This window comes from Kineosporia sp. NBRC 101677, assembly GCF_030269265.1.
Lineage (GTDB): Bacteria > Actinomycetota > Actinomycetes > Actinomycetales > Kineosporiaceae > Kineosporia > Kineosporia rhizophila.
Genome location: NZ_BSTA01000001.1, coordinates 692,293 through 712,209 on the forward strand (window position 1 = coordinate 692,293; position 19,917 = coordinate 712,209).

The window sequence follows — 19,917 nt, forward strand, 5'->3', positions numbered from 1 at the left end:
CCACGGATGAGCAAACCCCCGGCGACGGGAAGCCCGGTCCGGCTCGGCAAGGCCAGCGCACGAGCCGAGTTCGAGGACTTCTTCCGTCGTCATCACCGTGAGCTGGCCCGCCTGGCCTACAGCATGACCGGTAACCGGGCCGAGTCCGACGACGTGGTCGGTGAGGCGCTGGCCTCCGCCTGGGAGCGCTGGGATCGGGTGCAGGCAGCGGACAGCCCGCTCGCCTACGTGCGCAAGATCGTGGTCAACCTGTCGGTGGAACGCGTCCGGACGGCTGTGCGGGACCGGCAGCGGCATCGCCTGATGGCGCCGCTGACCCGGTGGTTCTACCACTCGCCGGACGTCGGTGGCGCGGTCGACCTACAGGCTGCCGTCCTGGCCCTGCCCCCTGGGCGCCGGGCCTGCGTGGTGATGCGCCACGTCCTGGACCTGCCGGAGGAAGAGGTCGCCCGAACCCTGGGCATCAGCCTCGGCACGGTCAAGAGTCAGACATCCAAAGGTCTTGCCCAGCTGCGCAGTCAGCTGGCCCCGAACGAGCTCGCCACTGCCGCAAGCAGTGCGCGGGCCGCCAGAACGAACCGGAAGGAGGCGTGATCCGTGCCCGAGGATGAACTGCTCGAAGCCCTGCGAGGACTGGGGGCGGATCACGAACCCGACGTCGCGGCCATCCGTCGCCGGATGGAGGGTGAGCGCCCGAACGTCGTGCCGCTGCGCCGCCGGGTCGTCGAACAGGGGCCGCGCCGCCGGCCGGTGTTCCTGTCCGCGGCCGCCGCGATCCTGATCGGCGGCGGCGTCACGGTCGCGGCCTCGCAGATGGGCCCGTCCGACACCGGCACCCCGGCCACCAAGCTGCCGGTGGAGATGCCCGAGTTGACCACCCCGAGCCACACCCCGACCTCGGCGGCGCCCACCACCACCGAGAGCGACTCCGACGACCGTAAGGAATCCACGCCGGACAAGGAGGCCACCTCCAAGGGGGGCCAGCCCGACGGCGAGGACAAGACGTCCGACGACAAGGACAGCACGCCGCCGACGAGCACCACGCAGTCGAAGCAGCCGCCCGCCTCCAGCGGGTCGGGAACGGGTGCGGCCGCCGCGATCGGCACGGTCACCCCGCTCAGCACCGGCCAGGAGATCGTCCTGGGCGACGCCGACGAGGACTGGCTGGCCATCGGCTCCCGCAACGACATGAAGACGGTGCGCAAGAAGTCCTCCTCCACCTCCCCGCTGCTGAACTTCGTGGCCCCGGACTCGGCGTCCAGCGTCGACGGGCCGTTCAAGCTCTCGTGGGAAGGCGGGGTCCCCGAGTCGAACCGGGCCGGCAGCACCCGCTGGATGCAGACCAACGGCGCGGTCGTCACGGTGACGGCCTCGCAGGCGGCGCGCACGGTCACGCTCTACACCGGCAACGCGATGAACATCGTGGTGAAGGGCGGCGGCCTGAAGGATCTGAACGTGACGCTGGGCGACAACGCCCAGGGGTTCGTCACCACCCTGCAGATCCCCTCGCACGCCGGCGACACCACGATCGAGTTGCAGAGCGGTCGCGGGCCGGTGCACCTGGCGGCGGCGACAGCGGCCTCCCGCTAGTCCGCCGACCAGGTCCGGAAAAAACTTCCGGAACACGAGCAACCTTTGCCCCACCCCGAACGACTGACGCGCTGAGGAGATGCGGTTCCGTCGGCCACGAGACCGCATCGCTTCCTGCTCAGGGCGCCGGATTCATGACCGGTGTCCTGAGCAGTAGGTCCCGTCGTGTCCCTCCCACGGCGGGACCTCATCCCCCAGAGCGCCCCTCCCGGCTGGTCGGAGCCGGGAGGGGTCTGGGCGTTCCTGGCCAGGTACGCCCAGAGGGGCACCTTACGGAAGACGCGCGGGCAGCCGGACATCCACCCCGGACCTCGGCCCGGCTGCTTCGATGGCTGCCCTCGGCGAAGGGGGCGCGTCGTGACCGCAGTGCTGCTGACCTGGCTCTTCATGGCGAGCTGGGCCCTGGTCGCAACCGGCTGGGCGGTCTGCGCCCAGTACCGCTGGGTGGGCCGGTGCGAGTACCTGATCCGGTGCGAGTACCGCACCTGGGACGACTACTGGCCGATCGTGGTGCCGGCCGTGGTGGTGGTCGACCTGTACTGACCTGCACTGGACCCGTAAGGGCCCCTACTGGGCCTGGTCGGCGAACCAGTTGTAGTTCTGCTGGGGCTGCTTCGGGTCGAGCCTCAGCACCTCCTGCTCGTGCCACGCACGCAGGCGGTAGACGAAGTCGAACGGCAGATCCTCGGGACTCGCCGCCGCGAGGACGGTCATTGCCTGCTCGATCTGCTCCATGCCGGGTGACGACTCACTCATGCCGGGCAAGAGTAGAGCAGCCACCTGGGTCCCGCTCGGGCGCGTTCACTCGGGCCAGGCGAGCGGGGTGGTGAACGGGTCACCCCGTGAGTACTCGATGTGCATCATCCAGACCCAGGGGTCGTAGCGCACCCAGGTCGGTTCGCTGAACTCGCCGATCCGGTCGGCGAACCGGTGGATCTCGGCCGAGGCGGTGAACTCGTTCCAGAACGAGCGACTGACCGCCACCACCTCCAGGTGCGGCACGTAGAGCGCCCAGGTGTGCGGCACCAGTTCGTGCCCGGTGACCCGGCGCGGTGAGTTGCCGGTCGCCGGTGCGTGCACCCGGAAGGCCGGGTCCAGTTCCAGGGCCTTCACCCCGAACCGCACGGCCTCCTCACGGTTGCCCTCGTCCAGGGCGAGCTGCGCCCGGGCCCAGGCCTGCGTGATGGCTTCGGTGTCCACCTGCTGCGTCTCCCCGTTGCCCATGACACTCAAGGCTAGGCACCGGCCGCCGCCGCGGGTAGCGCCGTCCGGGGGCCTTCCCGCTCACCGGGCTCACCAGGCTCACAGCTGACGCAGCCAGCGTTCGCACAGGTCGGTCCAGCCGGCCGTGTGCGGGATGCTGACCAGCGGGGGCATCCGCTCCCCCTCCGGCGCCTCGCCCCACGACACGCCGTCGGCCAGCCCGATGCCGTGATACCCCTCCGGGAAGACATGGATCTCGCAGCTCACCCCGGCCGCGGCGCAGGCCCGGGCGAGCTCCAGCGTGTTGGGCAGGCCGGGTGGATCGTTCAGAGTGCACCAGGCGAAGACCGGTCCCGTCCCGGGCGAGATGTGGGTGACCGGCGAGAACTCGTCGCGCAGGTGCAGGCGCCCGTTGGTCATGGCCTCGACCGGCGCATCCGGGAGCAGCTTCAGATCTGCCACCGAGTACGCCAGCACACTGAATTCCGGCCTCGGGGGCGATGTTCCGGGCGCGTCCAGACTCAGCACCGCACCGGTGGCCAGCAGCCCGGCCAGGTGCCCGCCGGCGCTGGCGCCGAACACCCCGACCTTGCCGACGTCCAGCCCGTGCTCGCCGCTGCGCACCCAGTCCAGGGCCTGCCGGGCGGCGACCAGCGGCCCCGGCCAATCGGTCTCGGACGGGAACGGGTAGCGGAAAGTGAAAGCGTGCACCCCGATGGAGGCGAACCAGTGCGCGACCCCGGCCCCCTCGTGCGGGGCGTGGAACCGGTAGGCGCCACCTGGGAACACCATGACGGCGGGGCGGGGACCTGCTACGGGGGCCGGGACCACGTCGATCCGGGCAGCGATCTCGAAAGGCAATGTCGACCTTGAGGTTCGGCTCCTCCATGCCTGACGCAGTCCGCCAGCGGCACGCGAAGCTGATCGACACCATGCCCCGGTCGGCCGTCTGCCGTCAAGCGCGCCGGCGTAGGACGACGAAGCCGAGTCCCGCCACCAGCAGGTAGACCAGCACGAGCAGTTCCACACCCGGTTCGGTCGCCACCGACAGGCCGGTGTCGAAGTTGTCGCTGGGCAGAAGGATGCGGTTGGCGGTGAGGAAGGTCAGATGTACGCCGATCGCTGCCCACAACGATCCCGTCGCCTCCCGGGCCAGCAGCAAGACCGCGCTGAAGGCGGTGAGCAGCACGGCGTAGGCCACCGGATCCTGGCCGCCGGGTGCGAAAGTGGCTGGATCAGTGGGAATGCCGAGCACCTGACCAGCCGCCGCGGTCAATGCGATGGCAGCCGCCGGAGCCACGACGAAACTGGCCGTGGTCAGGACGGCCGCCAGTTTCAGCCGCCCACTGCCGCGCAGTGAACCGTAGACCGAACCCCGGAACGCCAGCTCTTCCGGGACGGCTTCGTGCGCCAACGCCAGAAGGGTGTTGGTGACCAGGAAGAGCAGCAGCACAGCCGGTTCGACGGCGGTGAAGGAGATCCAGCCGGCCAGGAAGGCGGGCCCGAAGGTGATGCCCACCGCGGCGACGGTGACCATCGCTCCAGCAAGAGCTTGCTCCGGGTGCGCGAGGGCCAGCGGCGACCGGTCCCGCCGGTGCACGAGCAGCACCAACGGCATCCCGACGAGCAGCGTGATGACGGCCGGAACCGCCTTGACCAGGACGTCCGGAGGGTGGCTGACGGCCTCTTCGAACGCGGCCAGGCCGAGCGAGGCCGCGGCCATCGCCACGACGAACGCACTCCAGCCCAGCAGCGCCCGAACCCCCCGGGCAGTACGACTGTATTGCCTCATCGATCCAGCATCAGCAATACAGTCGTATCGGACAAGTAGACCAAAGACTAGGATTGCGCATGGACCAGGCCTGGGATCCGACACGCGGCCGACAGGTGATCGCCGAGGCGGCGGTGCACCTGGTGGCCACCCACGGCCTCGAGGGCGTGAGCGTGCGCAAGGTCGCCACCCAGGCGGGGGTGAGCGCCGGCCTGGTGCAGCACCACTTCCCCACCAAGCAGGCCCTGCTGCTGGCCGCGATGCACCAGGTCGACGCCGCGGTCCAGGCCCGGCTCGAGCCCCTCGTGAGCGACCGGCGATCAGCCTCCGCGCGCCTGCGGGCTCTGGCCCTGGAGATCCTCCCCCTGGACGAGACCCGGGCCACCGAGGCCCGGGTGTGGCTGGCGTTCATCGCCGCAGCGCCCGCCGATCCAGCGATCACCCAGGCTCATGCCGCCACCTGGCAGGAACTGGCCGAGATCCTCACCCGCCTGCTCACCCACCACCACGGCAGCGACCAGCCCGAACTGGACCGGGCCACCCTGCTCCTGGCCGGACTCGACGGCCTGGCCGTCACCGCCCTGGCCGAGCCGCAGCGACTTCCCCCGCCCCGCCTGCTCGCACTCGCCGAGCAGCTGATCGGGCAGGCCCTCTCGCCAGATAGTTGAGGATTCAAGTACAGTGACGGCTCTCAACCGCACGCTCCTGGGAGCTCGCCATGTCTGATCCGTTCAACCCCAAGGTGCCGGCCGGGGCCTACGACGCCCTCCTCGCCGACGTCCTGCCGCAGGCCCGCGAGCAGCGCCTCTGGGAACCGGCCGACGGCCCGCTCCCGTCGTTGTTCGTCAGCCACGGCGCCCCACCCACCCTGGACGACGCCGACTGGCTGCGTGACCTGTACACCTGGGGCCAGTCGATGCCGAAGCCGCGGGGCATCGTGATCGTGTCGGCGCACTGGGAGAACGCCCCGCTGGCGATCTCCGCATCGGCAGCCGGCACCGAGCTGTACTACGACTTCGGAGGCTTCCACCCGCGCTACTACGAGCTGAAGTACCGCTCCCCCGACGCGAGCGCCCTGGCCCACCAGGTGGCCGGCAGCCTGGCCGACACCGAGCCCCTGCACCAGTTCGTCAACCGTGGCCTCGACCACGGCGCGTTCATCCCGATGATGGCCATGTACCCGGCCGCCGACGTGCCGGTGATCCAGCTCAGCATGCCCAGCATGAACCCCGCGGCCCTGCTGAAGCTGGGCGAGCGGCTGCGCTCCCTGCGCCAGGAGGGCATCCTGGTGATCGGCTCGGGCTTCATGACGCACAGCTTCGCGGTGTTCCGGCACCCCGAACTGATCGGGCACAACCAGGCTTTCGACACCTGGGCGGTGGACGCGATGGCCCGCGGCGACGTGGACGCCCTGGTCGACTACCGGGCCAAGGCTCCCGGCGCGCAGGTCGCCCACCCCACGGCCGACCACTTCGTGCCCCTGCTGCTCACTCTCGGCGCAGCGTCGGCCCCAGGCCAGGGCATCGAGACCGCTTTCGGCCGCATGGTGATGGGCAACTCGATCCGCTCGATGCAGATGGCCTGAGACCCTCAGAAGGCCGCGAAGATCCCGAAGATCACCAGGACGACGCCGACCAGCGCGGGCACCAGGCCGGAGACCCCCAGCGACTGCATCGCCACCGCCAGGACCCCGAGCCCCACACCGAGGGCCATGGCCCAGATCCCCACCGCTCTGCTGATCACAGCAGGACGGTACCAACCGGCCTCAGGTGGCGACCGGAATGCCCCGGATGCCGGGATGCGGGTCGTAGTCGGCCAGTTCGAAGTGTTCGGCGCGGAAGTCGTGGATGTCGCTCACGGCCCGCCCGGCCTCGGTCAGCCGCACGGTCGGGAACGGCCGCGGGTCGCGGGCCAGCATCGTCTCGACCGCTTCCTTCTGGTCGAGATAGATGTGGGCGTCCGAAATGGTGTGGTAGTACGTGTCCGCCGGATACCCGGTCAGCTGTTCCAGCATCAGGGTCAGCGCCGCGTACTGCACGATGTTCGAGGGCACGCCCACCGGAACGTCTCCCGAGCGCTGGAACATGTGCAGGTGCAGCCGGCCGCCGAGCACCCGCACGTGGACCCAGCCGTGGCACGGAGCGATCGTGGTCCTGGGAAGCTTTCCCGCACCGCGGATCTGGTACTGCGGGATCCACGGCGAAACGAAATGCGTGCGGTCGCCGGGCAGTTCGCGGATCTGCTCGACCAGGTGCTTGAACTGGTCGAACCCGCCGCCCTCGGAGGTGGGGAAGTCGTGGAAGGCGCCGCCGTACGAGCCGGGGCCGAGCGTGCCCGGCTCGATCCCCTTCTTCAGGGTCTTCTCCGGGGTGGCCCACGCCCCCCACCAGTCGCACCCGAACTCCTCGAACTCGTCCATCGTGGTGGCGCCGTTGACGAACGCGCAGAGCTCGCCGATCGCCTTCTGCCAGAACGCCTTCACGCTGCGCTCGGTGATCAGCGGGAAACCGTTGGCCAGCGGGAAGGTCATGGTCTGCTGCATCAGGGTGAGCGCGGTCACGCCCTGACGGGTGGGCACCTCGACGCCGCTGGTGAGGATCCGCCGCAGCACCTCGCGGTACTCGGAGGAAGGCTGACGTTCGGCGTAGGGCAGGTACTCCACGCTCGCCACACTACCTCCCGGACTGCTGCGACCTCCGCCGCTCCTCGGCCTCCTCCTGCGCCTCCTCGACCGCCTCCTCGTGACGGATCTCGCGGAAGTTGAGGTACGAGTAGACGATGGTGGCCGCCGCGATCAGCGCCGAAACGATCAGCGAGGCCCCCACGCCCCAGCCGCCCTTGAGCCACCACTCGTCGTCGATCGGCCACCACGAGGGCACCGGCGTGCCGACCCCCCAGACGATGCCGATCGCCATCAGCGACAGCACGCCGAGCACCGACATCGCGATCCGCCAGGGCGCCGCCACACTGTCGGCCGCGGTGCGCAGCGCCGCCTTCTTCACCGGCTCGAGCCGCCGCTCGGCCCACTCGTACTGGGTGGCGAGCACGGCGAGCCCGGCGAAGAGCGCCAGCAGACCCGGCCCGGGCAGCACCAGGGCCGCGATCCCGGCCAGCACCAGCGCCCAGCCCACCACCTGCAGCGCAAGGCTCTTCAGGGCGTTCGTCCCGGGCACTCTCATGGCAGCTACCTGTACTTTCGTCATCGGGCCGGCGCGGACATTCCACCGCGCCGGAGCCTGCCCCGCGAGGCCATCCTGCCCAACGGCCGACGCCCGCACGCCGGTTCCGCCGGATATTCACCTGAAAGTGCCCTCCGGATCGCCGATCCGTCTCGAGTCGCCGCTCAACCTGACTCGGGTAGCTTGCCGAGGCTCAGTCGAAGCCGAAGGTTGGGAGCACTCGTTGTACGAGCTCATCTACGCCAGCCGGGCCGTGGTCGACCTGAGCGAGAACGAACTCGAGGTCTTCCTCGGCCGCAGCCGTGAGCGCAACGCCGCCGCCGACATCACCGGCTGCCTGTTGCACGTGCACGACCGCCCGGGCGATGCGGCCTACTTCGTGCAACTGCTGGAAGGCCCTCAGGAGGCGGTGGAGGAGACCTACCGGCGCATCACCCAGGACCTGCTGCACGTCGACAGCACGGTGGTCCACCAGGGCGAACGTGAGGGCCGCGGGTTCGAGGGCTGGCGGATGCGGCTGGCCACCATCACCACCGAGTCGGTGCTCGCGCTGATCGCCACCGACCCGGAGTACCTGAACGACCCCCGCCCGACCGCCGAGCTGCTCCAGAACCCCTCGCTGGCCCGGGCCCTGCTGGAGCTCCAGGCCGGCCGGGCGGTCACCCCCTAGCCTCAGCGCCGGCGTGAGCGGGTGACCTCGACCGGGTTGATCGTGGCGGCCGACCACTCCCGGGCCAGCGCGATGCTGTCTTCCCGGCCCGAGGTGACGTGCTCGAACGCGCAGCGGGCGGCCTGCTCGGCATCGCCTGCGGCCAGCGCGTCGTACAGCTCCTGGTGCTCGTCGCACTGCTGCCCCAGGTCGCGCTGCCGGGTCAGGTGGAACAGCCACTGCGTGCGGGCCTCCAGAGGCCGCATCATGGACGTCAGCAGCGGGTTGTCGGCGATCCGCACCAGCACACGGTGGAACTGCGAGTTCGCCGCCGCGATGGCCGGGTGGTCCTGGGCCGCCAGGGCCCCGCGGGCCCGGTCGATCTGCTCGCGCAGCTCGGCCAGCCCCTCCTCGCCCACCCGGTGCGCGGCCAGGCGCGCGGCGAGCACCTCCAGGCTCTCGCGGACATCGAACAGATCACGGACGTCGGCGGCGGTGAACGGGGCCACCAGGGCTCCCTGCCGGGGCACCAGGACGACCAGGCCGTCGTTGGCCAGCAACTGCAGCGCCTCGCGCAGCGGGATCCGCGAGACCTCGAGTTCCGCCGCCAGGTCGCGCTCGAAAAGCCGCTGCCCGGGCGCATAGACGAGATTGACGATGCGGCTGCGCAGTTCGTCGTAGGTCGCCTCGCGCAACGACGGCGCCGATCCCTGGTCGCCGGGCTTCTCTCTGCCGTTCCGCACCACCGTCACACCCCCAGCATTGCTCACCGCCCTCGTCCCCCACGAACTTTCCCGACCTTTACCCCGCCGAAACGTGGCCGTCACAGCCCCTCACCACCCTCGTTGCTTAGTGGTATACCGCTAATTGGTGAACGCAGACAACGAAGGGCTCACTGCCATGGCCTCCCGCTCGTTCCCGCCCCACAGCCTTCTGGCCGCCACCCTCGTCGGGGCATCCGTGCTGCTCAGCGCCTGCGGCTCGGACAGCCCCGAGGCCTCCCCGGCGGCCGGCGACGACGCCCTCAAGGTCGGCGTGTTCTTCCCCGGCTCGATCTCCGACACCGGGTTCATGCAGTCCGGCTACCTCGGCTACGAACGCCTGAAGAAGGCCGGTGAGGTCGAGCTCAGCTACGTGGAACAGGTCGAGGCCGCCGACTACGAACAGGCCCTGGTCCGCTTCGCGTCGCAGAACGACCTGGTGATCTCGCTGGGCGGGCAGACCGACGCCGACGTGCGCAAGGTCGCGCCGCAGTTCCCCGAGGTCGAGTTCGTCGAGATCGGCGGCCCGGCCGATGCCGAGCCCCTGGCCAACCTCGCCTACTACGACCCGCAGCAGGCCGAGGCCGAGTTCCTCACCGGCGCCGTGTCGGCGATGGCCTCGGCCAAGGGCACCATCGGCTTCGTCGGCGGGGTGGAACTGCCCGCGATCGTCAATGCGGCGAACGCCTTCAGCAACGGCGCGCAGTTCGCCGATCCCGCCGTGAAGGTACTTCCGCCGCAGTACGTGGGCGATTTCAACGATCCCGCCAAGGCCAAGCAGGCGGCCGCCGCGAACTACGGCGCCGGGGCCGACGTGCTCGGGCAGATCGTGAACCTCGGCAAGCAGGGCATCCAGCAGGCCGCGGCCGAGAGCAGCGCCCGGATGATCGGCGGCCCGATCCCGGGCAGCTGCGACGACGAGTCCTACGTCGGCTACGTGCAGACCGACATCGGCAAGGAGATCGAGTACGCGGTCGCCGCCGTCCAGGACGGCACCTGGAAGGCCGAGCAGGTGCCGTTCGGCCTGACCTCGGACAAGGACGCCACCGACTTCGTGCTCTGCGACGAGGACGCCGAGATCCGGGCCACGCTGGAGAAGGCGAAGACGCAGCTGGCCTCCGGCGCGGTCGAGCCCTACTGATGACCACCCTGCTCCGGCTCAGCGACCTCGGTAAGCGTTACGGCCCGGTCGAGGCCCTGCACGGCGTCGACCTCCAGGTCCGCGCCGGCACGGTGCACTGCGTGCTCGGCGAGAACGGGGCCGGCAAGTCCACGCTGTGCAACCTGGTCAACGGCGGCGTGCGGCCCTCGTCCGGCTCGATGACCCTCAAGGACCGGCCCTACCGCCCCTCGTCCCCGGCCGAGGCCCTGAGCAGCGGTGTGGCGATGGTGCACCAGCACTTCTCGCTCATCCCGACCCTGACCGTGCAGGAGAACCTGCTGCTGGCCTCGGGCCGGTTCTTCGGCCGGCGCTCGGCCCGGCTGGGCCCCCGTCTGGAGCGCATCCGCGACGAGTTCGGCCTGTCCGTCGCCCTGAACGCCCGGGTGGCCGACCTGCCGGTGGGCGGGCGGCAGAAGGCCGAGATCGTCAAGGCGCTGCTGACCGATCCGGACCTGATCCTGCTCGACGAGCCCACCGGAGTGCTCGACGGGGCCGAGATCGACGCGCTGATCGGAGTCTGTCAGGCGATCGCCGCGTCCGGCCGCGGCGTGGTGCTGGTGACGCACAAGCTGGGCGAGGTCTCCCGGGTCGCGGACGAGGCGACGGTACTGCGCCACGGAACCGTCGCCGGCGGGGGACGTCTGAGTGAAGTTGCGGTGGCAGAATTGCTTTCGCTGATGCTGGGTCAGAAACCCGAAGACGTCTCGAGCGTTGCGGCCGCAGCGGCCGGGGCCGGGGTCACCCGCCGATCGGTCACCCGGACCGCAGCCGAGCCGGTGCTTTCGGTGCGGGACCTTTCGGTCACCGCCGCCGACGGGTCGAAACTGGTGGACGGCGTGCAGCTGGATCTGTTGCCGGGCCGGATCACCGGAATCGCCGGGGTCGAGGGCAACGGCCAGAGCGAACTCGTGCGGGTGCTCTCGGGAGCGTTGCGGCCCACGTCGGGTTCGGTGAAATTGAAGACCCTCGACCTGACCGACGCGCCTCCGGCGCTGCGCACGGCTCACGGTCTGGGTGTGGTTCCGGAAGACCGGCACCACGAGGGCATGGTCGCGGACCTTTCCGTGGCCGAGAACCTGTTCCTGTCCCGCCTGGGAGACTTCCGCAGGTACGGGCTGCTCGACCGAAAGACGCTGGAAGCCGCTGCCGCACAACTGATCGAGACCTACGACGTACGGGTGCCGGGACCCCGCACGCCGATGAAGTCCCTTTCCGGCGGCAATCAGCAGAAGGTCGTGCTGGCCCGGGAGCTGTCGATCGAGGGGTTGCAGGTTCTGGTCGCCGCGCAGCCCACCCGGGGTCTCGACGTGGGCGCGGTGGCGGCCGTGCTTGAGCGGCTGCGCGAGGCCGCGGGCCGCGGCGTGGCCGTGCTGGTCGTCTCCAGCGAGGTCGACGAGCTTCTCACCCTGTGCGACCAGGTGCTGGTCAGCTACCGGGGTCGCCTGCTCGGACCGGTCGAGGCAGGAACCCCCTCGGCCGAGGCCGAGATCGGCGCCCTGATGACGGGAACGACGGCATGAGACTCACCTACCACCCGGCCTTCACGGCCCTGGCCTCGACCGCCGCGGCCGCGGTGATCGGGCTCGTTCTGTGCGCGGTCGCCGGAGCCTCGCCTGCCACCGCCGTCTCCGCCCTGGCCGAGGGCATGTTCGGAACCCCCTACGCGATCGGCAAGTCCGTCAACACCGCAGCCGTGCTGCTCCTGGTGGCGGCCGGTTTCGTCCTGGCCTACCGGGCCGGGCTGGTCAATGTCGGCGGCGAGGGCCAGATCTGCGCCGGAGGCATCGCCGCGGCCGCCATCGGCACCACCCTCCCCACCGGCACCCCGGCCGCCCTGGCTCTGCCCCTGGTCCTGGCCGGCGCCGCAGCCGCCGGCTTCGGCTGGGCCGCCATCGCCGCCGCACTACGCGCCTGGCTGGGCACCAGCGAGATCATCACCACGCTGCTGCTGAACTTCGTCGGCATCGCCCTGGTGACGCTGATGGTGCACGAACCCTTTCTGCTGCGGCAGCCGGTGACGTCCTCCGAAACCCTGCCCCAGTCGTCCGCTCTGATCGACGGCGCCCGCCTGCCTCTGCTCGGCCTGACCGGCTCACCCGCCACGATCGCCGTCGTCATCGCTCTCATCGCCGTGATCGCGGTCGGAGTCCTGCTGCGCCACACCGCCTCCGGCATCCGGCTCAGCGCGCTCGGCCACGCCCCCGAGGCCGCCGCCCGCCTGGGCATCCCGGTGGCGCGCACCCGATTCCTGGCCCTGTCCGGCGCCGGGGGTTTCGCCGGGCTGGCCGGAGGCCTGCTGGTGGCCACGGCGCCGTTCATCCTGGCCGAGGGCTTCACCTCCGGCTACGGCTTCTCCGGGCTCGTGGTCGGCCTGCTGGCCCGCGGTTCCATGCTCGGCCTGGTGTCGGTCGGCCTGCTGCTGGCCCTCCTGGTCTCCGGCGGGATCAATCTGCAACTGGTGGCCGGGGTGCCGGCCACCACCGTGTCGATCGTCGAGAGCCTGATCATCCTCTTCATCGCGGCCACGGCCGGCTGGGCCACCCGGCGCCGGCTCGCCCGTACCCGCGACGGAGCCGGCCCGGCCTCCGACCGGGCGGCCGAACTGACGGGAGCCGGACGATGAGCATCCTCACCCAGATCCTGGTCAGCGGCATTGGTTTCGCCCTCCCCCTGCTCGTGGCCGCGGTCGGCGAGCTCGTGAGCGAGCGGGCCGGCGTCCTCAATCTGAGCTTGGAAGGCATGATGCTGACCGGCGCCTTCACCTCGGTGGCGGGGGCGGTGGCCACCGGATCACCCTGGCTGGGCGCCGCCTGCGGGGTGCTCGGGGGGCTGCTGACCGGTCTGGCCCAGGCGATCCTGTCGGTGCGCTGCCGGGCCGACCAGATCGTGGTCGGCATCGCCCTCAACGCCCTCGCCCTGGCCGCCACCACGTTCGGGGCACGGCTGTGGCTGGACTCCACCGACACCGTTCCCGCCTTCGCCGATCTGAATCTGCCCGGACTGAGCGAGATCCCGGTGATCGGCCCGGCCCTTTTCGGCCTGACCCCGCTCGGCTACCTGTGCCTCCTGCTGGCCGGCGGGGTGGCCCTGACGCTCTCGCCCCGCACCGGGCCCGGCCTGCGCATCGATGCGGTCGGCGAGGACGCGGTGGCGGCCGACCACACCGGCCTGCCCGTGCTCCGGCTGCGCACTCTGTGCATCCTGCTCACCTCCGCCCTGGCCGGCCTGGCCGGAGCCCAGCTGGCCCTGTCCGAGGTGCGGGCGTTCAGTGACAACATGACCGCAGGTATCGGCTACCTGGCCGTGGTCGCGGTCATCGCCGGGCGCTGGCGGCCGGTCGGAACTGCTCTGGCGGCAGTGGTCTTCGGCGTGGTTCAGGCCCTGCAGTACGCGCTGCCGGCCCTCGGTGTGGACGTACCGCCCGCCCTGCTCACGATGCTCCCCTACCTGGTCGCGATCATCGCGGTCAGCGGCCTGGCCGGCGCCAGCCGCGCCCCTTCGGGCCTGACCGTGCCCTTCGCCCGAGCCTGACCTCCCCACCCCGACTCCCGTGAGGACGTCCCCTTGCTGATCCTGACCCACTCCGACGTCAGCCGACTCCTCGGCGAAAACCCGCACTCCGACGTCCGTTCGGCTCTTCAGCAGGCCCACACCGAACTGGCCCTCGGCCGGGCCGTGGTGCCTGCCCCACCGGCGATGACCATGAACGGCGCCTCGCTGGTGCCCATGGTCGCCGCCACCCCCACCACCGCAGCGGTGAAACTGCTGGCCGACATCCCGGCCAACGCCGGGCGCGGCCTCGCCGTGCAACGCTCCACGATCCTGGTCACCTCGGCCGAGACCGGTGAGTGCCAGGCGTTGATCGACGGACGATTGGTGACGGCGGTGCGCACGGCCGCCGCGAGTGCCCTGGCCACGGCCTTCCTGGCTCGCCCGGAAAGTCGCACTCTGGGACTGGTGGGTGCGGGCGGCCTGGCGGTCCAGCACACCCGCGCGCTGAACGAGGTGCTGGACCTGGAAACCGTTCTGGTCTGGTCGCGTACCCCAGCCACGCTGGAACGCTATCGCCAGGCCGTCGCCGACCTCGGGATCACCGTGAAAAGCGTTCAGACGGTGGAGGAAGTGGTACGCGGCAGCGATGTCGTCTGCACCCTCACGCCGTCACGCGATCCCTTGGTGCTGGGCGCCTGGTTCGGCCCCGGCCTGCACGTGAATGCCGTGGGTGCGCCTCCGCGGCCGGATCATCGGGAGATCGACGGGGAGGGGCTGCGACGTTCCCGGGTGGTGGTCGACTCGCTGGCAACCGCTCTGGCCAAGTCCGGAGAAGTGGTGTTGGCTCTGGCCGAGGGCGCCGTGGTGCAGGCCGATGTGTCGGTCGAGCTCGGCGCGGTGACAGCCGGCCTCGCGCCGGGCCGCTCGGACGCGCAGGAGGTCACGTTGTTCAACTCGGTGGGGCTGGGTCTGCAGGATCTGGCGGTGGCCGACCTGCTGGTCGAACGGGCCCGGGCCCTGGGAGTCGGTACCGAACTGGAGCTGTCCGCATGAGCGAGGCCCTCGACCACGAGGTCCACATCCGCCGCTCCATCGAACTGGCCCACCTGGCCGTCGAGCGCGGCGACCACCCCTTCGGCGCCGTCCTGCTCTCGGCCGAGGGCGAGATGATCGCCGAGGGAATGAACGCCGTGCCCTCCACCGGCGACGTGCGCGCCCACGCCGAGCTGGAGGCCGTGGTGAACGCCCGTCGCCTGGGCCCGGCCGAGCAGATCCCCGGCGGCATCATGATCGCCAGCGGCGAGCCCTGCCCGATGTGCGCCACCGGCATGGTCTGGGCCGGCCTGTCCCGCATCGTCTTCGCCGCCGCCACACCCGACTTCGCCCAGTACCTGGCCCCCGGGCCGAGCTTCACCCTGCGCTGCCGCGACATCATCGAAAGCGCCTCCTCGAAGGTCGTTCTCGAGGGGCCGATCGAGGGTGTGGGCGCGCTCGAACCCTTCCTGGCCTTCGCCGCACGCTGAGGTGGGGGCGCCTGCAGTCAGGCGCCCCCACCCGTTCAGGCCGTGAAGTCGGACACCGAGACGCGGGAGACCTGGTAGGTGCTCTGCGAACCCGGCACGTCCGCGTCGGCCGCGCTGACCAGCGAGATCGGAGTGCCCGACTCGGCGTCGACGGTCAGCACCTGCGGTGCGCCGCCCCCGGACAGCGCCGCACCGGCGGTGAGGGTCAGGGTGGCCTGCCCCTCGGTGGTGGTCTTCTCGACCTTGACCTCGGGCACGGACGCGTACAGCCGCAGCACGCCGGCCCGCACCTCGGGGCTGCCGCTGCCGCCGTTCAGGGCGTCGAGCCCCTGGTTCCACAGGTGGGAGCCGACCAACTGCTCGAGCTTCTTGCCGGTGGGCGGGTTCTTCGGCGGCTGGTAGCCCTTGGCCTCGTAGACGTCGGCGTTCTCGGCCAGCGTCTCGTCCCAGATCTTCTGCCGCGCGGCCTCGTCCAGGCCCAGGCCCAGGCTGTTGGGCGCCGCGTCGACCATCCGGCGACGGGCCTCCTCGAGGTCACCGTCCACCGCGAACCGCGCTGCCTCGACACTGTTCGCGACGATCCGCGAGAAGCCCTCGTCCGAGCCCTCACCGATCGCCTGGCGCAGCGACGCCTCGTCCGCGGCGCCGAAGTAGCGGCCGTCATCGGTGTAGAGGTTGTAGCTGACCGTGGGATCCTGACCGTCGATGGTCTGGGTGCGAACAACCAGGGACGCGTCTCCCGACCCGGCCTCGCCGGCGGCGGTCAGGCGGGTGGCCAGGGAGATCAACTCGGACTCGACCACCGGCCCCTGGGCCACCGGGGCCTTCGGCGTAGCGGGCTGCGACATCGAACTGACCGCGAACACCACGGCCGCACCGGCCGCCAGCGCACCGATCCCGGCGCCGATCCACGGGGTGCGCCGCCGACGCGGCTTGAGGAAGGCCACCTCGCCCCGGCCAGAGGCTTCCTCCAGGGCCGCCCGCAGGTCGGCGCGGGCCCGCTCGTGCGCCTCCGGCCGCAGCGGCGACACCTGCAACGACTTCTTCGCCAGGTCCATCTCGTCCACCATTACCTGCTCCCTCTCACGCTGTTCAGTTCGGTCAGGAGAGCCGCGACCTCGGGGGTGCCGCGCAGTGTCTCGCGGGCCTGGTGCAGCAGACGCCGGGCCGTGCCGGCCGGAATGCCCAGCACCCGGGCGGCATCGGCGGCCGTCAGGTCCTCCCCGGCGACCAGGGTCAGCACCTCACGCTCGTCGGACCGCAGCCCCGCCAGGGCATCCCGGAACACGGCCTGGGCATCCACCCGCATCTGCACCATCGGCCACGGGTCCCACGCGCCGCCCTGCTCGTTCAGATCCGGCACCAGATCCTCGGGCGGCTGCGAACGCCAGTGATGCCGGACCTGGTTCAACGCGACGGTGTAGAGCCAGGGGCGCGCGTCCGGGTACTGCTGGTCGTAGGTCTTACGGGCGGCGAAGGCGGCCACCCAGACCTCACCCAGCAGGTCCTCGGCCGTGTCCCGGCCCACCCGCCGCACCAGAAAGGCCCCGATCGCGGACTCGTGCCGAAGCACCATCTCCACGAAGGCCTCGGCCTCGCCGGTCAGCGACCGGCCGATCAGCTCGGCGTCCGATGCTCTGCGGCTCTTCACACCCACTAGTAGTCGGGGCGGAGGCAAAGCGTTCAGACGGCCGGCCGGCTCAGAGTGCCTCGGGGTTCTGCATGGCGGCCGACATCGCCTCGGCGTGCGGCCCGATCAGGATGAGCAGCCCGTCCGGCGTGAGCACGACCGGCTGGTCGGGGTAGGTACGCCGGGCCGCCTCCAGGTCGTCCTCGCCCCAGGCCTGCTTCAGCCCGGCCTCCTCGATCGGGAAGATCAGGGTGCCCTCGATCATCTCGATCCCGCCGACCGCCAGACCGGGCCAGCGCCACTGCCAGGCGGACGGGCTGCTGAGGGCTTGGTCCTGGTCGGACACGGTGACTCCTTGATCCGGGCGGGGCACCGGACCAGCCTAGGTCCTGTCCGAACTCGTCCCCGCGCGCCGATCAGGCGACCGGCGTGGCGATCGTCAGCAGGGCCGCGCGCAGCTTGCGCAGGTCCTCGTCGGGCGATTCGAGCAGCGGCAGGCGCACCGCGGCGCTGGGGACCACCCCGATCTCGGCGAGCGCGGCCTTGGCCATGATCGCGCCGGAGGAGGTGCGCATGATCGCGTCGGTCAGCGGGATCAGCGCCTTGGCCACCTCCTGGGCCCGCTCCAGGTCGTGCTCGCGCACCGCCTTGATCAGCTCGGCGTTGCGGTCGGCGACCACGTTGCCCACCACGCTGACCACGCCCACCGCGCCGCTGGCCAGGTAGGGCAGGTTCAGCTCGTCGATGCCGCTGTAGTAGGCCAGCCCGGTGCGGGCCATCACGGTCAGGGCCTCGAAGATGTCGCCCTTCGCGTCCTTGATCGCCTGGATCCGCGGGTGGGCGGCCAGCTCGACGATGGTGGCCGGGCTGAGCGCCAGGCCGGTCCGGGCCGGCACGTCGTAGAGCATGATCGGCAGACCGGTGGAGTCGGCCACGGCCCGGGTGTGCGCCACCACCCCGGCCTGGGTGGGGCGGTTGTAGTAGGGCGTGACCAGCAGCAGGGCGTCGGCGCCGGCCTCCTCGGCCGCCTGGGCGCGGGCGATCGTGGCCCTGGTGTCGTAGGTGCCGACCCCGGCGATCACCCGGGCCTGCCCCTGCACCTGGGCCTTGACCTGCCGGATCAGCTGCAGGCCCTCCTCGCCGGAGACGGTGGCCGACTCGCCGGTGGTGCCGTTGACCACGATGCCGTCGCAGCCGGTGCTCAGCAGGTGCGCGACCAGGCTGGTCACGGCGGCCTCGTCGATGGAGCCGTCCGGCTTCATCGGGCTCACCATGGCCACCACGTTGGAGCCGAAGAGCAGGTCAGCGGGCACACGCGTGTCGGTCATGGGTTCATCCTGACGGGCCTAAAGCCTGCGGTCCAGCGATGGATTCTTGGCGGTATTGCGTAGCCTGGCTTCATGATCGATGTGACCGCCCTGCGTGCGCTGCGTTCCGTGGCCACCCTGGGCACCCTGGCCCGGGCCGCCGAGGAGCTGGGCTTCACCGCCTCGGCAGTGTCTCAGCAGATCAAACGGCTGGAACGCGAGGTCGGCGTGCCCGTGCTGGCCCCGGCCGGTCGCGGCGTGGTGCTCACCCCCGCCGGTCAGGCCATCGTCGACACCGCTCCCTCAGTGTTCCAGGCCCTGGAGCAGTGCGCCGAGGCGGCCCGTTCCGTGGCCGACGGGGCTCCCAGCGGCACCCTGCGCGTCGTCGCCTTCTCCACCGGCGTCCGCGGCCTCCTCGCCCCCGTCGTCCCCGCGCTCGCCGCCCACGCTCCCGAGCTACGGCTGCACATCTCCGAGGAAGACCCCGAACAGGCGCTGCGTAGCGTCGAGGCCGGCACCGCCGATCTGGCCCTCACCCACGACGCCGACGGCCTGCCCGTCGCCCTCTCCCCCGCCATGATCCAGCGGCGCATCCACACAGACGTCGGCGACGTCGTCCTCCACCGCTCCCATCCCCTCGCATCCCTCGACCGCCCCCTGGCCGTCTCCGACCTGGCCGGTCACGCCTGGGTCACCTCACCCCCGGGAAGCGTGTGCCACCAATGGTTCCGCCGTCTCTTCGCCTCGTCCGGAGAAGACCCCGACGTACGCCACCTGATCGACGACTTCAGTACCCAGCTGTCACTGGTGGCCTCGGGTGACGTGATCGCCCTGATCCCCCGCCTGGCCCGCCCCCCACTACGCGAGGACCTGGTCTCGCGCCCCCTGAAGCGAGCCCCCAAACGCGAGGTCTTCGCCGCCTGGCGCCGCAGTGCCAACGCCAGCCCCGCCATCCAGGCGGTCCTGCGAGAGCTGGCCGCCGAGACCCCCTGGCCCGAGGCGCTTTGATGAGTTCTTCACCAACGCCGTGGCAGAACACCACCCACGACTGGGCCCGTACGGTGGATGCAAAGCACCTGGCCACCATCCGAGGCGACCCGACCGCTTACGCGCCCACCGGCGTCCTTCATCTGGTGTTGGAAGTTCTGGCCTACGCGGCCGACGAGGCTGAAAGCGGTTCGCGGGTGGGGCATTGCACGGTGGCCCTGCATCGGGACGGCTCGGTGTCGGTGAGTGATGACGGGCGAGGTACCGACACGCGGCGCGACGAGCAGGGCGAGCCGGTGAAGAAGCCGGTGATGGCCACGAAAGACCTGCGCTTCTTCGACTTTCCCGATGCCGAGCAGTTGCCCGACGGACATCCGCGGCGGGGCATGTCGGTGGTGGCGGCGCTGAGTTCGTGGCTGGTGCACACCAATCGGCGGCTCGAGGGGTCCTGGACTCAGCGCTACGAGCACGGGATCCCGGTGACCGGCCTGCGGCCCGCCCCGCCGCAGAGCGGCACGGGCACGACTGTGCACTTTCTGCCCGACGCCTCGATCGATGCGCCGAAGCTGACGCTGGCCGCGGAGCTGGTGCCCGCGCTGGCCGCGTTCACGCAACTCGATGTCGAGATCGTGGGAGCGCGTGGGTGGTTGTGACACTGCCTGG

General features: G+C 70.8%; 26 protein-coding genes. 14 read left to right on the forward strand and 12 right to left on the reverse strand.

Going from position 1 to position 19,917, the window contains the following annotated elements; genetic code table 11:
• The first annotated feature begins 6 nt into the window (after positions 1-6).
• From QSK18_RS03080 to QSK18_RS03090, 3 genes are all read left to right on the forward strand, one after another.
• Complete coding sequence (locus tag QSK18_RS03080) at positions 7-594, forward strand: SigE family RNA polymerase sigma factor (protein ID WP_232808375.1); 588 nt, start codon at positions 7-9, stop codon at positions 592-594.
• Positions 595-597: 3 nt separating this feature from the next.
• A complete protein-coding gene (locus QSK18_RS03085; RefSeq protein WP_285616507.1) occupies positions 598-1,590 on the forward strand; it encodes a hypothetical protein in 993 nt (330 codons plus the stop codon).
• 357 nt (positions 1,591-1,947) lie between these two features.
• Positions 1,948-2,133, forward strand: a complete 186-nt coding sequence (locus QSK18_RS03090; RefSeq protein WP_232808377.1) for a hypothetical protein — start codon at positions 1,948-1,950, stop codon at positions 2,131-2,133.
• Between the two features lie 24 nt (positions 2,134-2,157).
• On the opposite strand, the gene QSK18_RS03095 is transcribed toward QSK18_RS03090, so the two are convergent.
• The 4 genes from QSK18_RS03095 to QSK18_RS03110 all read right to left on the reverse strand — a co-directional run bounded on the left by QSK18_RS03095 (position 2,158) and on the right by QSK18_RS03110 (position 4,585).
• A complete protein-coding gene (locus QSK18_RS03095; RefSeq protein WP_232808378.1) occupies positions 2,158-2,346 on the reverse strand; it encodes a hypothetical protein in 189 nt (62 codons plus the stop codon).
• 45 nt (positions 2,347-2,391) lie between these two features.
• Positions 2,392-2,814, reverse strand: coding sequence for a hypothetical protein (locus QSK18_RS03100; protein ID WP_232808379.1), 423 nt, complete (start codon positions 2,812-2,814; stop codon positions 2,392-2,394).
• Positions 2,815-2,892: 78 nt separating this feature from the next.
• Positions 2,893-3,654, reverse strand: coding sequence for an alpha/beta hydrolase (locus tag QSK18_RS03105; RefSeq protein ID WP_285616508.1), 762 nt, complete (start codon positions 3,652-3,654; stop codon positions 2,893-2,895).
• Positions 3,655-3,748: 94 nt separating this feature from the next.
• Positions 3,749-4,585, reverse strand: a complete 837-nt coding sequence (locus tag QSK18_RS03110) for a CPBP family glutamic-type intramembrane protease (RefSeq protein ID WP_285616509.1) — start codon at positions 4,583-4,585, stop codon at positions 3,749-3,751.
• Between the two features lie 59 nt (positions 4,586-4,644).
• Here QSK18_RS03110 and QSK18_RS03115 point away from each other — a divergent pair, with 59 nt between their 5' ends.
• Together QSK18_RS03115 and QSK18_RS03120 are read left to right on the forward strand one after the other, a co-directional pair.
• Positions 4,645-5,232: a TetR/AcrR family transcriptional regulator gene (locus QSK18_RS03115; protein WP_285616510.1), complete on the forward strand. Its 588-nt coding sequence runs from the start codon at positions 4,645-4,647 to the stop codon at positions 5,230-5,232.
• Between the two features lie 50 nt (positions 5,233-5,282).
• On the forward strand, positions 5,283-6,149 hold the full coding sequence (locus QSK18_RS03120) for a DODA-type extradiol aromatic ring-opening family dioxygenase (protein WP_285616511.1): 867 nt from the start codon (positions 5,283-5,285) through the stop codon (positions 6,147-6,149).
• Between the two features lie 5 nt (positions 6,150-6,154).
• On the opposite strand, the gene QSK18_RS03125 is transcribed toward QSK18_RS03120, so the two are convergent.
• The 3 genes from QSK18_RS03125 to QSK18_RS03135 are packed head-to-tail and all read right to left on the reverse strand — an operon-like array spanning position 6,155 to position 7,743.
• Positions 6,155-6,307 carry a hypothetical protein gene (locus QSK18_RS03125; RefSeq protein WP_232808384.1) on the reverse strand — a complete coding sequence of 51 codons (153 nt, stop codon included), beginning with the start codon at positions 6,305-6,307 and terminating at the stop codon, positions 6,155-6,157.
• Positions 6,308-6,329: 22 nt separating this feature from the next.
• The gene (gene thyA / locus QSK18_RS03130; RefSeq protein WP_285616512.1) at positions 6,330-7,235 is read right to left on the reverse strand and encodes a thymidylate synthase; all 906 of its coding nucleotides are present in this window, start codon (positions 7,233-7,235) and stop codon (positions 6,330-6,332) included.
• 1 nt (position 7,236) lies between these two features.
• Positions 7,237-7,743 (reverse strand): PGPGW domain-containing protein, encoded by a 507-nt coding sequence (locus tag QSK18_RS03135; protein ID WP_232808386.1) that lies wholly within the window; start codon positions 7,741-7,743, stop codon positions 7,237-7,239.
• A gap of 223 nt (positions 7,744-7,966) precedes the next feature.
• Here QSK18_RS03135 and QSK18_RS03140 point away from each other — a divergent pair, with 223 nt between their 5' ends.
• Positions 7,967-8,413 carry a BLUF domain-containing protein gene (locus QSK18_RS03140; RefSeq protein ID WP_285616513.1) on the forward strand — a complete coding sequence of 149 codons (447 nt, stop codon included), beginning with the start codon at positions 7,967-7,969 and terminating at the stop codon, positions 8,411-8,413.
• A gap of 2 nt (positions 8,414-8,415) precedes the next feature.
• Here QSK18_RS03140 and QSK18_RS03145 read toward each other — a convergent pair whose 3' ends face one another.
• Positions 8,416-9,135 carry a GntR family transcriptional regulator gene (locus QSK18_RS03145; protein WP_232808388.1) on the reverse strand — a complete coding sequence of 240 codons (720 nt, stop codon included), beginning with the start codon at positions 9,133-9,135 and terminating at the stop codon, positions 8,416-8,418.
• Between the two features lie 157 nt (positions 9,136-9,292).
• Between QSK18_RS03145 and QSK18_RS03150 the strand changes: the two genes are divergently transcribed.
• The 6 genes from QSK18_RS03150 to QSK18_RS03175 are packed head-to-tail and all read left to right on the forward strand — an operon-like array spanning position 9,293 to position 15,330.
• Entirely contained in the window at positions 9,293-10,294 is a 1,002-nt protein-coding gene (locus QSK18_RS03150) for a BMP family protein (protein ID WP_269809470.1), read from the forward strand.
• Positions 10,294-11,835 (forward strand): ABC transporter ATP-binding protein, encoded by a 1,542-nt coding sequence (locus QSK18_RS03155; RefSeq protein WP_285616514.1) that lies wholly within the window; start codon positions 10,294-10,296, stop codon positions 11,833-11,835. Before QSK18_RS03150 ends, QSK18_RS03155 begins: the two co-directional genes overlap by 1 nt.
• A complete protein-coding gene (locus QSK18_RS03160; RefSeq protein ID WP_285616515.1) occupies positions 11,832-12,938 on the forward strand; it encodes an ABC transporter permease in 1,107 nt (368 codons plus the stop codon). The genes QSK18_RS03155 and QSK18_RS03160 overlap by 4 nt, the downstream gene beginning before the upstream one ends.
• Complete coding sequence (locus QSK18_RS03165) at positions 12,935-13,846, forward strand: ABC transporter permease (protein WP_285616516.1); 912 nt, start codon at positions 12,935-12,937, stop codon at positions 13,844-13,846. The genes QSK18_RS03160 and QSK18_RS03165 overlap by 4 nt, the downstream gene beginning before the upstream one ends.
• Positions 13,847-13,879: 33 nt before the next feature.
• The gene (locus QSK18_RS03170) at positions 13,880-14,860 is read left to right on the forward strand and encodes an ornithine cyclodeaminase family protein (RefSeq protein ID WP_285616517.1); all 981 of its coding nucleotides are present in this window, start codon (positions 13,880-13,882) and stop codon (positions 14,858-14,860) included.
• Positions 14,857-15,330 carry a nucleoside deaminase gene (locus QSK18_RS03175; RefSeq protein ID WP_232808394.1) on the forward strand — a complete coding sequence of 158 codons (474 nt, stop codon included), beginning with the start codon at positions 14,857-14,859 and terminating at the stop codon, positions 15,328-15,330. Before QSK18_RS03170 ends, QSK18_RS03175 begins: the two co-directional genes overlap by 4 nt.
• A gap of 35 nt (positions 15,331-15,365) precedes the next feature.
• Here QSK18_RS03175 and QSK18_RS03180 read toward each other — a convergent pair whose 3' ends face one another.
• The 4 genes from QSK18_RS03180 to dapA all read right to left on the reverse strand — a co-directional run bounded on the left by QSK18_RS03180 (position 15,366) and on the right by dapA (position 18,288).
• A complete protein-coding gene (locus QSK18_RS03180; RefSeq protein ID WP_285616518.1) occupies positions 15,366-16,400 on the reverse strand; it encodes a hypothetical protein in 1,035 nt (344 codons plus the stop codon).
• Entirely contained in the window at positions 16,400-16,981 is a 582-nt protein-coding gene (locus tag QSK18_RS03185) for an RNA polymerase sigma factor (RefSeq protein ID WP_232808396.1), read from the reverse strand. Before QSK18_RS03185 ends, QSK18_RS03180 begins: the two co-directional genes overlap by 1 nt.
• Before the next feature lie 49 nt (positions 16,982-17,030).
• The gene (locus tag QSK18_RS03190) at positions 17,031-17,306 is read right to left on the reverse strand and encodes a hypothetical protein (protein WP_232808397.1); all 276 of its coding nucleotides are present in this window, start codon (positions 17,304-17,306) and stop codon (positions 17,031-17,033) included.
• A 70-nt stretch (positions 17,307-17,376) separates the two neighbouring features.
• Positions 17,377-18,288 carry a 4-hydroxy-tetrahydrodipicolinate synthase gene (gene dapA / locus QSK18_RS03195; RefSeq protein ID WP_232808398.1) on the reverse strand — a complete coding sequence of 304 codons (912 nt, stop codon included), beginning with the start codon at positions 18,286-18,288 and terminating at the stop codon, positions 17,377-17,379.
• 72 nt (positions 18,289-18,360) lie between these two features.
• Here dapA and QSK18_RS03200 point away from each other — a divergent pair, with 72 nt between their 5' ends.
• Both QSK18_RS03200 and QSK18_RS03205 read left to right on the forward strand, forming a co-directional pair.
• Positions 18,361-19,275 carry a LysR family transcriptional regulator gene (locus tag QSK18_RS03200; RefSeq protein WP_285616519.1) on the forward strand — a complete coding sequence of 305 codons (915 nt, stop codon included), beginning with the start codon at positions 18,361-18,363 and terminating at the stop codon, positions 19,273-19,275.
• Positions 19,275-19,907 carry a hypothetical protein gene (locus QSK18_RS03205; protein ID WP_285616520.1) on the forward strand — a complete coding sequence of 211 codons (633 nt, stop codon included), beginning with the start codon at positions 19,275-19,277 and terminating at the stop codon, positions 19,905-19,907. Before QSK18_RS03200 ends, QSK18_RS03205 begins: the two co-directional genes overlap by 1 nt.
• Positions 19,908-19,917: the final 10 nt, after the last annotated feature.